The organism is Treponema bryantii (assembly GCF_900113965.1).
GTDB lineage: Bacteria > Spirochaetota > Spirochaetia > Treponematales > Treponemataceae > Treponema_D > Treponema_D bryantii_A.
In genome coordinates, this window is the sequence record NZ_FORI01000002.1 from 357,010 (window position 1) to 369,545 (window position 12,536).

General features: G+C 41.3%; 11 protein-coding genes. 7 read left to right on the plus strand and 4 right to left on the minus strand.

Translation table 11 applies throughout. The features are described 5' to 3' along the window. The first annotated feature begins 102 nt into the window (after positions 1–102). From BM161_RS04300 to BM161_RS04325, 6 genes are all read left to right on the plus strand, one after another. Complete coding sequence (locus tag BM161_RS04300; RefSeq protein WP_177206203.1) at positions 103–1,938, plus strand: S41 family peptidase; 1,836 nt, start codon at positions 103–105, stop codon at positions 1,936–1,938. A gap of 262 nt (positions 1,939–2,200) precedes the next feature. Further along, on the plus strand, positions 2,201–3,271 hold the full coding sequence (locus BM161_RS04305; RefSeq protein ID WP_074930704.1) for a Fic family protein: 1,071 nt from the start codon (positions 2,201–2,203) through the stop codon (positions 3,269–3,271). Between the two features lie 234 nt (positions 3,272–3,505). Continuing rightward, positions 3,506–5,824, plus strand: a complete 2,319-nt coding sequence (gene metG / locus BM161_RS04310) for a methionine--tRNA ligase (protein WP_074930705.1) — start codon at positions 3,506–3,508, stop codon at positions 5,822–5,824. Between the two features lie 108 nt (positions 5,825–5,932). After that, the gene (gene nadE, locus BM161_RS04315) at positions 5,933–6,682 is read left to right on the plus strand and encodes an NAD(+) synthase (RefSeq protein WP_074930706.1); all 750 of its coding nucleotides are present in this window, start codon (positions 5,933–5,935) and stop codon (positions 6,680–6,682) included. A 1-nt stretch (position 6,683) separates the two neighbouring features. Further along, a complete protein-coding gene (locus BM161_RS04320; RefSeq protein ID WP_074930707.1) occupies positions 6,684–7,985 on the plus strand; it encodes a lipid II:glycine glycyltransferase FemX in 1,302 nt (433 codons plus the stop codon). Between the two features lies 1 nt (position 7,986). Beyond that, on the plus strand, positions 7,987–8,853 hold the full coding sequence (locus BM161_RS04325; RefSeq protein ID WP_074930708.1) for a DUF5718 family protein: 867 nt from the start codon (positions 7,987–7,989) through the stop codon (positions 8,851–8,853). A 27-nt stretch (positions 8,854–8,880) separates the two neighbouring features. Here BM161_RS04325 and BM161_RS04330 read toward each other — a convergent pair whose 3' ends face one another. The 4 genes from BM161_RS04330 to BM161_RS04345 are packed head-to-tail and all read right to left on the minus strand — an operon-like array spanning position 8,881 to position 11,556. Continuing rightward, positions 8,881–9,996: an alkaline phosphatase family protein gene (locus tag BM161_RS04330; protein WP_074930709.1), complete on the minus strand. Its 1,116-nt coding sequence runs from the start codon at positions 9,994–9,996 to the stop codon at positions 8,881–8,883. Between the two features lie 12 nt (positions 9,997–10,008). Then, the gene (locus BM161_RS04335) at positions 10,009–10,539 is read right to left on the minus strand and encodes a hypothetical protein (protein ID WP_074930710.1); all 531 of its coding nucleotides are present in this window, start codon (positions 10,537–10,539) and stop codon (positions 10,009–10,011) included. Between the two features lies 1 nt (position 10,540). Beyond that, on the minus strand, positions 10,541–10,729 hold the full coding sequence (locus BM161_RS04340) for a hypothetical protein (RefSeq protein ID WP_074930711.1): 189 nt from the start codon (positions 10,727–10,729) through the stop codon (positions 10,541–10,543). Positions 10,730–10,731: 2 nt separating this feature from the next. Further along, entirely contained in the window at positions 10,732–11,556 is an 825-nt protein-coding gene (locus BM161_RS04345; RefSeq protein ID WP_074930712.1) for a class I SAM-dependent methyltransferase, read from the minus strand. 371 nt (positions 11,557–11,927) lie between these two features. On the opposite strand from BM161_RS04345, the gene BM161_RS04350 reads away from it, so the two are divergent. After that, positions 11,928–12,530 carry a helix-turn-helix domain-containing protein gene (locus tag BM161_RS04350; RefSeq protein ID WP_074930713.1) on the plus strand — a complete coding sequence of 201 codons (603 nt, stop codon included), beginning with the start codon at positions 11,928–11,930 and terminating at the stop codon, positions 12,528–12,530. Positions 12,531–12,536 lie beyond the last annotated feature (6 nt).

Consider the following 12,536-nt stretch of genomic DNA (forward strand, 5'->3'; position numbering starts at 1 on the left):
CTTCGCTATAACGAAGCTAGATACAATATATCGCAGTGTGATATATATGTCAAGTTTTTTATGAATATTTTTTTTGATACATTATTGTGTTATAATATAAAAATGAAAAATGTTTTTTTGCTGCTCTTGAACAGAGTCTTTTCCAACAATCCCGTCATATGGATTTTTTCAATTTTTCTGATTTGTTTTGCGGTTTTCCTGCGTAAGTTTTATAAAAAGCTTCTTCGAGCTGGTAAGAGCCTCAAACTCTGGCGGCTTCTTTGCTTTATCCCCCTTGCTCTTGCGCTTTTTCATTTTGCCTTTTTCAGAATTAAGGGAAATTTCTGGAGTACCAGATATTATTATTTATGGCTTTATATAGCTTCTCTAGTGCTTGCATTGCCGGCATTAACTTCACTCTGGCCACGCATTAATAAAATCCTGCATCCTCTTATAATGACCTTCTGTATTCTTTGTGGACTTTACACTATCTACAAGCCTCTGGTCTGGGATTCTGCAATGAGAAATCATACAAGACAGAACTATGTTAAATCATTTATTTCAACAACTAAAGATATGGAAAAATATTATTCTCTTAAAGACTGGAAAAAAATTGATATTCCGGCTCTGAGGGAAAAGTTTCTGCCTGTAATTCAAAAGGCCCAGGATACAAAAAATCCAAAGCTTTTGGCAGCTGCTATCCAGGCCTATGCTTATTATTTTTATGACGGTCATGTCTCTCCCTATGTTTCTCAATGGGATGTCTGGGAGCCTTCAGTTTGTATGCTTGGCGGACATGATTATGGTATGAGCATGATTCGTCTTTCTGATAGAAGTGTCGTTGCAGTCTTTGTAGATGAAGAAGGCTCGGCTTATCAGAAGGGAATTCGTGAGTGGACAGTAATGACCAGCTGGAATGGAGTTGAAATAAATAAAGCAATTGATTCTGTAGAGTTTATTTATGGCAGGGAAAATTTTCCGGTAAAAGCTTCAGAAGAAATTTATAAGCCTGTCATGCTTGCTACCAAAGGCCAGCGGTCAGACGGAAAGCCCGGCCAATACGGAATTGTAGAAGAGCTTATGCAAATTGCAGATATTACAGAAGATTCCCAGAGGCCGGCAGCTCTTGCAGGCTTTATTGATGAAAATGGAAAAGAGGTTGTGGTTGAACTGACTGCAAAAGGGACCGGTGCTTACAGAATGGAAAAGGCCTTTGTTCCTATAACCTGGCACAGCTATAAAAAATTCCCGGATTTGAAAAATCTTCATACAGTTATGATTAATGAGGATACTGCCTACATGGTTCGTTATAACGAACAGTTTGGTGAGTTTTTTGATGTGCTTTCGTATTTTACAAATCATAATCCACAAGTCCGCCGCCATCTTATAAAGGAACTTGATGCGCGTAAAGCAGAAGGTATGAAAAAGCTGATTATAGATGCCAGAAGTAATCAGGGAGGCTACTGGGCAGAAGGAGTTGAAACCGCCAGTCTTTTTACAAAGGAGCCTTTTGAAATGGCAAGGCGAGGCACCGAACTTTTTGGAAAGCCCCAGATGATTCACACAGTGTTAGTTGAGGCTGACGGCCGCTTCAGCGATATTGAAGTTATTCTTCTTGTTGATATGTATTGCATGAGTGCAGGGGATTCACTTGTAAAAGTTTTATCTCAGTGCCCGAATGTAACAGTTATGGGACTTATGCCGAGTAACTGTTCCTGCCAGGAAACGGGTGGAATCTCTTTTCTTTCAGATGGAATCTGCTGGATTAATTATCCGGTAAACTGGCTTTACGAGCTGGACGGCCGCCGCTACATAGACACAGATGATAGCCGAGAATGTACACTGCCGCTGGATGTTCAAATTCCATTAACAAAAGAGCTTGTGCATTCGCTTTACACAGAATACGAAACCCGGGATGTTATTCTGGATTATGTAATTGATTATTTGAAAAAGGAATAATGCAGAATATAAGCGGCATATTTTATTCCGTGTTAATCGGACTTGCAGAATCTGCGGCTTTATTTGCTTTTGTTCAATATGATGCGCTGTGAGCAAACTATCTGGGGGCGTTACGGGGGTGTCCCCCGTTAGAAGGGGTAGCGAGCAACGAAGTGCGAGCGAGGGGGAGACTTCCCCCTCATCCTCTTAAATATAACCTCATCAGCAAACCCCAGATATATCATTGATGATTTTTTATATTTAATACAGTATAATTACATAGATGGCTGAGAAGAATCCATATGAATTAGATTTTGAAAAATATATTCGCAATACAGAACCTGCTAAGAAAGATAAAACCTATGCATGGACAACGGCTATAGGTTTACAGCAGGTGGATGGGCTTACTCCATCAAAATATCTTTTTGATACTGCAAAACGAAATATTGAAGGTGAAATCACCTTTGATGAAGCAAAATCGCTTATAGATACTTATTATGAATCTAAAACAGAACGACTCGATACTTCCGAAGAACGGACGGAAGAGGCTGATAAAGTTGCTTCCCGAATTGCACAAATAATAAGTGAAAAATCATTCAATTTTTCTCCTTCTCATTTAATTGCAATACATGGAAGATTGTTTGAAGGAATCTTTAAGTTTGCAGGAAAGCTCAGAGATTACGATATTTCAAAGCGTGAATGGGTTTTAGATGGCGATACTGTTATGTATGGTGCAGCATTTGAATTAAAGATGGCACTGGATTATGACTTTGAGCAGGAAAGAAACTTTAATTACAAGAATTTGAGTATAGAAGAAATTGTAAAACATATTACCTTCTTTGTTTCTCGTCTCTGGCAGATTCACGCTTTTGGAGAAGGAAACACAAGAACAACGGCTGTATTTACAATCAAATATCTTCGCTCGCTTGGATTTAATGTAAATAATGATATCTTTGCTGAAAATTCCTGGTATTTTAGAAATGCTTTGGTACGTGCAAATTACAACAATCTGCAGAAGGGAATACAGGAAAATCCAGAGTTTCTTGAACGATTCTTCCGAAATCTGTTGATGGGAGAGCATAATGAGCTTAAGAACAGATACTGTCATATCAGATACAATGAAAAAGTAGCGATAAATTCACAAAAAAGTAGCGATAAAGTAGCGATAAAGCAAAAAAGTAGCGATATAATTCTAAATTATCTTAAAGATAATGAATCTATCAACAATCTAAAAGCTCGAGAAATTACAGGTCTTTCATCTGCTGGCGTTCGAAAGATTTTCACTAAACTTGAAACAGAAGGTCTTATTGTTGGTTTCGGTGAGAATAAGGGTAGATTATATAAACTAAAATAATAAGTCGGATAATTTACCGGGGGTTTTAGGGGGCGGAGCCCCCTAGGAGAAGGGGTAGCAAGCAACGAAGTGCGAGCGAGGGGAAGGCTTTCCCCTTATAATTGAATTTTACTTCTTTATTCTATATAATGTTTTAATCAATTTTCAAATTAAACAAGTGGTTTCGTGCTTCGACTTCGCTCAGCAACCGAGGATTTTGAGGGCACTCAACCACCGGTGAATTCAGGAAGTAAAATGAACAGACGACTTATCACAGCAGCTTTACCATACGTAAATAATATTCCACATCTGGGAAATATCATTCAGTCTCTTTCGGGAGATGTTTTTGCACGATTCTGCCGTAACCGCGGGTATGATACTCTTTACATTTGCGGTGTTGATGAATACGGTACTGCAACTGAAACTAAGGCGCTTGAGGAGAAGACTGAACCTCGCGCGCTGTGTGATCACTACTATGGCGAGCACACAAAAATCTATGAATGGTTCCACATCAATTTTGATAAATTCGGACGCACTTCGAACGAGCAGTGTACTGAAATTACACAGGCTCTTTTTAATGATCTGGACAAGGCCGGTCTGATTCACGAGCATGTAAACAAGCAGCTTTTCTGTCCTCACTGTAATATGTTCCTTGCTGACCGCTATGTTGACGGAACTTGTCCTAAGTGCGGTTATGAAAAGGCTCGCGGTGACCAGTGTGATAAATGTGGTTCGCTGCTTGATCCTATCGAACTTAAAGAGCCTCGCTGCCACACTTGTGGTTCAACTCCTGAGGTTCGAGAAACAAAACATCTTTACATTGACCTTCCTGCTATGAGTGACAAACTCAACGCATGGATGGATAAGGCTAGTGTAGAAGGACGCTGGTCTGACAATGCTATCAATATGACTAAGGCATGGATCCGCGACGGTCTTCAGGAACGCGCTATTACCCGCGACCTTAAGTGGGGTATTCCGGTTCCAAAAGCTGGTTATGAAAACAAGGTTTTCTACGTTTGGTTCAATGCGCCAATCGGATATCTTTCTATCACAAAGCAGCTGGCTGATGAACTTGTAAAGGCTGGTAAGCAGAGCTTTGACTGGAAGAGCTGGTGGCTGCCAAGTGAGAGCGAAGAGGCTAAGGGTAAGGAAAAGGTTGATTTGTTCCAGTTTATCGGTAAGGACAATATTCCTTTCCACACTGTTGTATTCCCTTGTACAATGCTCGGATCTCCTCACGACTGGACTAAGCTTCACCACATGTCTTCTACAGAGTTCCTTAATTATGAGGATGGTAAGTTCTCTAAGAGTCTTGGAATTGGTGTATTTGGAAGCGACGCTATTGAGAGCGGAATCCCTGCTGATGCATGGCGTTTCTACATTTTCTATAACCGCCCTGAAAAGCAGGACTACCAGTTTACCTGGAAAGACTTTATGGAAAAACTCAACGGCGAGTTGATTGGTAACCTTGGTAACCTTGTAAACCGCACTCTGCTGTTTGTTACTAAATATTATGATGGAAAGATTCCAGACGCTCCTGTAGATGAAGAGCTCTGGAAGCAGGTTCGCGAGCTTGAGGCTAAGGCTACTGAAAGTCTTGAGTGGGCTGATTTGAAAGACGCTTTCCACACTATGTTTGAGATTTCTGATATCTGTAATAAGAAGTTCCAGGCAACTGAGCCTTGGAAGGCTCGTACAGAAAACCCTGCTGTGGCTGAAAGCCTTATCCACAACCTCTGTTATGTAATTAAGGATTTGATGATTATGATGAATCCTTATATGCCTCAGTATACTCAGAAGATTATGAGCTACTTCGGTAAGTCTATTCAGGAAAGCAAGGTTGGAATGGAAACAAAGCCTGGTTATACATGGGCTGATTTGGGAGTGACTGAAGGTTTGAGCACCGTTGGTCCAACTGAAGTTTACTTTAAGCCAATGGATCAGAAGACTATGCTTGCCTTCCGCGAGAAGTTCGGCGGTAAGCAGAATAAGGATGCCGCAAAGGGCGAGGGCAAAAAAGAAAAGAAAGCTGATAAGAAGAAGATGGAACCTCTTGTACTTCCATTAGACCAGCAGGCTGATTTCTTCAACAAAAATATCGAATTGACTGTTGCAAAGATTGTTGATGTAAAGCCTAATCCTGAAGGAGAAAAACTTTATATTGAAACTCTTGATGATGGAAGCGGAACTCCTCGTACTATTCAGTCGGGCCTTCGCATGTACCTCAAAGAGAGCGACCTTCTTGGTAAGCATGTAATTATCGCCGCAAACCTTGCTCCTCGTACAATGCGTGGTGTTGAAAGCCGCGGTATGCTTTTGGCTGGTGATTACAAAGATGCTGATGGCAAGGACTGCGTAGAAGTTCTTGATGCCAGCTGGGCAGCTCCTGGAACTAAGGTTGTTCTTGAGGGCGCTGATGTAAATGCTGCAAAGAAAGAGCAGATTACAGGCGATGAGTTCTTTGCAGTTCAGATTGCAGCAAAAGATGGCGTAGTTCAGATTGCCGGAAAGAAACTGCTTGCTGATGGAAAAGAAATTAAAACAGTAAACGCTGTAAACAGTGAAATCGGCTAATTAAATATATGTCATTGCCTGACTTGATCAGGCAATCTGCAAAACACAGTGTTGTACAGATGCCCGGGTCAAGCCCGAACATGACAATAATGTTCAAGGAAGGAAATCATGAGTTTAAAAGATGAAGCAATAGAATGGGTCCGCAACTATTTTGAAAAAAACGGCAACCCACAGACAAAAGCAGTAATCGGTATTTCAGGCGGTAAGGATTCTTCTACTGTTTCCGCCCTCTGTTGTGCCGCTCTTGGTAAAGACCGTGTTATTGGTGTTATGATGCCAAACGGTGTTCAGTCTGATATTGAAGATTCTAAAAAACTCTGTGCTTTCCTCGGAATTAAAAACTACACTGTAAACATTGCTGATGCATATAACGGACTTACACGCTCAATCAAAGATTCTCTTGGAGCAGATGAAGTACCGGCTCAGTATAGAACAAACACACCGGCACGCCTCCGCATGGCAACTCTTTACGGAATTGCCGCAATGGAAGGAAATGCCCGTGTTTCAAATAACGGTAACTTAAGCGAACGCCTTGCAGGGTATTTCACTTTGTGGGGTGATGGGGCTGGAGACTTTGCGGCTCTTGCAAATCTTTATGTTGATGAAGTAGTGGAGCTCGGACTTTCTCTCGGGCTTCCTGAAGAACTCTGCCACAAGGCTCCTTCAGACGGAATGTCTGGAAAAACTGATGAAGACAACCTCGGCTTTACTTATGCTGATTTGCGTGCAGTAGCTGAAGGCAAAACTTCAGGCATGGATGAAGCAAAAGTTGCCGTAATCAAAAAACGAATTGAAACAATGGATTTTAAGAAGCAGTTATTGAATATCCCATGCTTCGTTCCATCGATTAGGAAATAGAATGTTCGACATTACAATAAAACCAATCGAAAGTTCCGCCCACGAAAACGACGGAACTTTTTTACAAACTCCTTTCTGGTGCAACTTCAAGGCAAGACACGGCTGGACCTACAGACGGTTTAAAGTTGAATATACACTGCCGCCCTTGAATGCAGAAGAAAATACGGTGGTTGAGTGTTCGCGAAGCGAACGTATCGAAACTACCGGCATAGTAAAAACCGAACTCGCCGTCCTCAACCGCAGCTTCGCGAAAGGCGCCTTCTCAATTGCTTATATTCCGCTTTTTCCAAAACTGCCTTATGAATGTACACCGGAAGAGGTGATTAATAAGGCGTTTGAATCTGATGAAAATGTGGTTTCGATACGTCCTTCGGACTACTCAACCACCGGAGTTATTTCTCAGGAAATCATAACTCCGGAAACTCAGACAATTGAGTTCGTTCACTTACTAAGTGAACTCGCTGCAGCCCTTAAACCGGAGCTTCCTAAGAATACAATCGCTATCCGCTTTGACCCTGATGTTATTTTCAGTACACCGGAAGACCGGGATCTTTTCAATTACGGAATGAAAACCGTAGCATATGCAGACCGCATCAAGCTCAAAAAGAACTCGGTAGACATTCAGCCTCCGGACAGCACACTTGTAGACCTCACAGGTACAGAAGAAGAAATCCTCGAAAAAATGCATTCTAAGTGGCGCTACAACATCCGCCTGAGCGAAAGAAAGGGCGTAACAATTCACCGTTACTTAGGAAATGATATTAACTTGTCTGAAAAATTAGACAAGTTTTATGAATTGACAAAGATTACAAATGCCCGTGACGGCAATGCAAGCCACGCAAAGGCTTATTATCTTGATCTGATAAAATCTTCTGCAGAAGAAATCAGCAAGGGCCGCGACGTTCCTGTAATCAGCCTCTACATCGCAGAACACGAAGGTGAGGAAATTGCTTCCATCATGACACTTTTTAGCCACGACGAAGCAATCTACCTTTACGGCGCAAGCAGCAACAGCAAACGCAACCTCATGCCAAATCATCTTTTGCAATGGACTGCCATGAAGGACGCAAAAGCCTACGGCAGCAAATACTACGACATGTACGGAATGCCGCCAGAGGGTAAAGATGAAAATCACCCGATGCACGGCCTCTACATGTTCAAAGCCAACTTCGGTGGCAAAAACATCCACCGCACAGGAAGCTGGGATGTACCACTCAAACCAGTTTACCGCTGCTACAGCGCCGCAGAAAAACTCCGCGCGTTCTGGCATAAGAAAGTTATTAAGAAATTAAAGGGCCGCTAATATGAACTTCTACGACACAACCAATATTCCATGCTTCGGTGTGGCTGGAAATTTCACAGGACACCTTGAGCAGGCCGGGGAAGCTGCTGACTTTAAAAACGTTAAGACGCTCGAGCAAAACGCTCCAAAGGCCATTTTTCCGACATTTTTGCCGTTAAAACAGCCAAATTCGAACTCAGACGCTTCAGTAATTCCGGATTTTCTTACAATCTTCCCATTTGATTCAAAACGCATTATTTTCCCAAAAGGCGAAGAAAAGCTTCAGATTGAGCCGGAATGTGCAATTATCTTTGATGCAACCTGGAAGGGCGACACTCTTACAGAACTCAAGCCAGTAAGCTTTGGTGCTTCTAACGACTGTTCGATTCGTAAACAGGGAGCAAAAAAAATCAGTGAGAAGAAAAACTGGGGAAGCTGTACAAAAGGCTTTTCAGAAAATCAGATAGCAGCTGACGGATTTGAATCAGGCTGCCTTCTCGACGCCTACAGAATCGCAAGCTTCCTCATCCGTAATGGCGTAGTTTATGACTACGGCGAAAACTCCGCAGTCCGCGACTATAGCTACATCTATAAAAAGCTCACAGCCTGGATGCTGGACAAATTCAATCATCAGCTCAACGAAGGTCCTGCAGAAGACATTCACAGCTATCTTGTAGCCGCAGGCCACCCACAGCAGATTATGGTTTCAATCGGTGCAACACGCTATACAGCCTGGGGAGAATCAAACTTCCTTCAGAACGGAGACAAGGCTGTAGTTGTTGTTTATCCTGAATCAAAATACGAACCTGAGCAAATCAAAAAAATGGCAGAAACCGGCGACTTTTCAGACCGCTCAATTTCTGCCTTAGTTCAGACTGTTGAAATGTAATTCTGCTGTCAAAGTCCCATCTGTAAATTACGGAAACACAATCAGCGGAATCAGCATTTCATCTGGTGTGAGACTTGCGTGCAGCGACACAAACTTTTGTTTGCCGCAATAAATTGAAAGATTACTTATGGCAATTGCAATATAATCTCCTAGCATTGAACTGAATAATTCGTGAGGAGTTCCTGTTCCCATAAGTTTTCTCTCAATCAATTCTTCTTTTGGCATCAAAATAAACTTGTCACCAAACAGACGTTCAAATTCTTTTTCAAAAAATTCTTTCTTTCCGTCTTTGATAAAAAGATTTAATACACGGGGCTCAAGAGAAGGCTTACGTACAAGACAATCAAATAGCTCCGGATAATCCTGAATATAAACATATTCTGTATCTATATGACCGTGATCTGCAGTTACAACAACAAGAGTATCTTCCAGTTCACTGGCCAACTTTGCAACCTGCTGTTCCAGATCTATCATACATTCATGAGCCTCGATTGAACCACAGCCATAATCATGAAGAAGTCCATCCGGCTGATTCCAGTAGGCATAAATGTATCTTGGGCTTTCTGCGCCATCTTCGTTCTTATTGCAACAGATATTTTTACTCTGTTCACAAATCTTTTCAAAACTGTTTTTCGTAGCATCAAGAAATGGAGCTACAAGATGGGCTTCTTTTCCGGCCTTTTTGATTTTATCAGTTACATTTTCATACGGAGTTAAAGTCCAGGCAACATTGTAGTCTGCAGCTGGAATCTCTGTATTCTGAATCTTATTCAGAAAAACAGTTACGTTGTCATTAATCTGAGGATAATAACAATCCCAGCCAAGCCAGGCATGCTCACACGGTTGAAGCCCGGACATAACAGAGGTAGTAGCAGCTACTGTGGTAGAACAGAAAGTTGAGCTGTAAATGCCGGCAAGATGATTTCTGAAAGGGCCATCTGCTTTTAAGTGTCTTTCAAGAATTACTTTACCCATGCCATCAAGAAGAATTACGACAATGTTTTTGTAATCCTTTTCCAGATACTTATCCAGAAGAGGCAGAGAATCTCCAACTGTAGGAACACCAAACTTTTTCAAAATAGAGTTAGGTAAATTTGCGATACAGTTTTTATAGTCCGGTAATACGATTTTATTTTTTTCCATAATCTGTCCTTTTTATTTCTCTTTCATTTTAATCAATTTACGAAGACCACTAAGTCCAGTAAACTCATTCCAGATTTTCTTTCCTTCAAAGGTGATTGCAGATGAAAGTCCCACATGCCACATCTGATGGCGGAACTGGCCAAGAATCAATTCAAGTCTTGTATACTCGCAGCCTTCCGGTCTTTGAAGAAGCTGATCGCCTGTAAGCTGGTCAAAATATTTTTCGATTTTACTTTTCACATATTCAAAATATGCAAGCAGTTTTTCACGAGAAATCACAATTGAAGTATCTTCCACATAACCTTCGCGGGCGGTAGAAATTACACTAAGATTTTCTGGAATACCAAAAAGCTTTTCTCCTTCATAAACATAAGAAACAGGATTTATAAAAAATCTGTCCATTGAATGAAGATTATGAAAAATGTATCTGGAACCATTTACTCCATCAAATACAGCCTCAAGTTCTGCAACCTCAATCTGGTCACGGATATTTATAAAATTGATTTCTGTCTGGTCTTTGATTTGTCTGATAATTTCGTCCATATTATTCTCCTACATAACATTCTGCGAATCCAACGGTGAAGGGCAGATGCTCATATTTTACAGTGCCCTTAAACTCGAATTCATTCTTAAAATACCATTCCTTACCAAACTTTTCTGCAACTGTTGAAAAGCACAGATGGATAAAATCCAGGCAGATTGGTAATTCTTTTTTTTCTATTTGTCTAATCATTTTTATCCTCGCTTTCGCAAAATCCAGATCAGATTGCTCTGATACTTCGCGGCACTCATCGGGTCATTCAAATCTTCCTTGTCACCCTTGTAGCCCCGGTAAATGTCTAGGACTTCAAAGCCGCAAAGCTCAGCAAGCAGGAAGACTTCCCAGCGGTAAGTTTGACGCATTGTAAGAGGGCGGATTCTTTCACCAATCACCTTTCCTTCATCATCATAAGTTTCGAATTTCCAGCTTCCGCTCATAATCTGTGTCCAGGGATTATAGGAAATTGAATTATAGATTTTTTCACGGTAACCTTCGCTGTTCACATATTCCAAACGGAAAGTGTAGTCATCTGCTTTTGTATTCATCTGCTGAGCCTGCACGGCCGGCCATGGGTCAAAAGTATTAAGTGTCAGAATACCGCCAGGTACCAGATGTCGCCCAAGATTTTTCAAAGCTGCAATCTGAGACTTCTGGTCTGGCAAGGGCATAAAACCGCTTCTTGCAATAATTACAAGAGAGTATTTTCTGAGTGCATCAAAATCAGTCATATTACCAGGAAAAATTCTCAAGTTCAGATTTTTTTCCGCAGCTTTTTCTGAACAGACACGACACATTTCTTCAGACAGGTCAGTGCCGTCAGCAATTACACCATGCTCAGCAAGGTAAAGCAAAACCGCGCCGGTTCCACAAGCCACATCAATCACGCCATCTTTGCCATACTTTTTTGCAAGCTCAAGATAAAAATCCTGAAAGCCTTCATGAGCATCAAAGTCCCTGTACATAACTTCAAGATATCTGTCGTAGTTCTCAGCTACGTCTTTGTAATCGTGCAAATCCATAAATCCTCCTTTTGGATTTTTGTTGCGGGCCCTGCAAACAAAAAAGGCCACTTACCCGAAGGCAAGTGGCCGATTATCCAGATTAAAAATTGTTCAATCTATCGTACTATCGCACTTTGTACCCCAGGCATACGCTAATCTTGCCATCATCATTTGTGGTGGTTGTGGTAAGAGAACGTGTATCTGGAGTCACAAAATTGAACATCATAACGTGAAAATACAAAAAAACATAAATTACGTCAAGTCTGTTTTTTTATCTATCTGATTTTTTCAATTCCACGAAGCGTAGGTTGTTTTCTGAAATCGGCTATGATATTCTCAAATCATAAAAGAAGCTCTTAGCCGGTTGGGCTTTACAAGGAGATTTGAAAATGGACAACTATGTAACAGGAGCAGTTATCAAAAAGCTCCGTGAAAACAAAAAGATGACTCAGGAAGAACTTGCCCAGAAGATTTTTGTAACCAGCAAGGCCGTGAGTAAATGGGAAACAGGGAAGGGCTTTCCGGATATCGGCTTACTGGAGGCTCTGGGAAAGGCACTGGATGTTTCTGTGATTGAACTTCTTTCGGGCGAGGATATTACAAATCTGAATAAAGCCTGCAATATGGCAAAGGGAAAGTTTTATGTCTGCCCGGTTTGCGGAAATGTGATTCAGACCACAGGAGAAGCTCTAATCTCCTGCTGTGGAATTACTCTGCCGCCACTGGAGGCAGAAGCGTTCGGTTCAGACGAGGACCATTCTCTGAAAATCGAAACAGTAGAAGATGAATATTTTGTAACTATGAATCACCCCATGACAAAGGAACATTATATTTCTTTTATAGCGGCAATTTTAGATAATGGAGTTCAGCTTGTAAAGCTTTATCCGGAAGGTAATGCTGAGGCCCGCTTCAAAATCAACCGTGTTCGTAAGCTTTATGCTTACTGCAACCGGCACGGGCTTTTTGAAGTAGACAGAAAGGCTTTGCGTTAATTTGCA

Excerpts from the sequence above, each read along its gene's own strand:
- BM161_RS04345 (WP_074930712.1), bottom strand. The coding sequence starts at position 11,556 with ATGGATTTGCACGATTACAAAGACGTAGCTGAGAACTACGACAGATAT.
- metG (WP_074930705.1), top strand. The coding sequence starts at position 3,506 with ATGAACAGACGACTTATCACAGCAGCTTTACCATACGTAAATAATATT.
- nadE (WP_074930706.1), top strand. The coding sequence starts at position 5,933 with ATGAGTTTAAAAGATGAAGCAATAGAATGGGTCCGCAACTATTTTGAA.
- BM161_RS04350 (WP_074930713.1), top strand. The coding sequence starts at position 11,928 with ATGGACAACTATGTAACAGGAGCAGTTATCAAAAAGCTCCGTGAAAAC.
- BM161_RS04320 (WP_074930707.1), top strand. The coding sequence starts at position 6,684 with ATGTTCGACATTACAATAAAACCAATCGAAAGTTCCGCCCACGAAAAC.
- BM161_RS04335 (WP_074930710.1), bottom strand. The coding sequence starts at position 10,539 with ATGGACGAAATTATCAGACAAATCAAAGACCAGACAGAAATCAATTTT.
- BM161_RS04300 (WP_177206203.1), top strand. The coding sequence starts at position 103 with ATGAAAAATGTTTTTTTGCTGCTCTTGAACAGAGTCTTTTCCAACAAT.
- BM161_RS04330 (WP_074930709.1), bottom strand. The coding sequence starts at position 9,996 with ATGGAAAAAAATAAAATCGTATTACCGGACTATAAAAACTGTATCGCA.
- BM161_RS04305 (WP_074930704.1), top strand. The coding sequence starts at position 2,201 with ATGGCTGAGAAGAATCCATATGAATTAGATTTTGAAAAATATATTCGC.
- BM161_RS04340 (WP_074930711.1), bottom strand. The coding sequence starts at position 10,729 with ATGATTAGACAAATAGAAAAAAAAGAATTACCAATCTGCCTGGATTTT.
- BM161_RS04325 (WP_074930708.1), top strand. The coding sequence starts at position 7,987 with ATGAACTTCTACGACACAACCAATATTCCATGCTTCGGTGTGGCTGGA.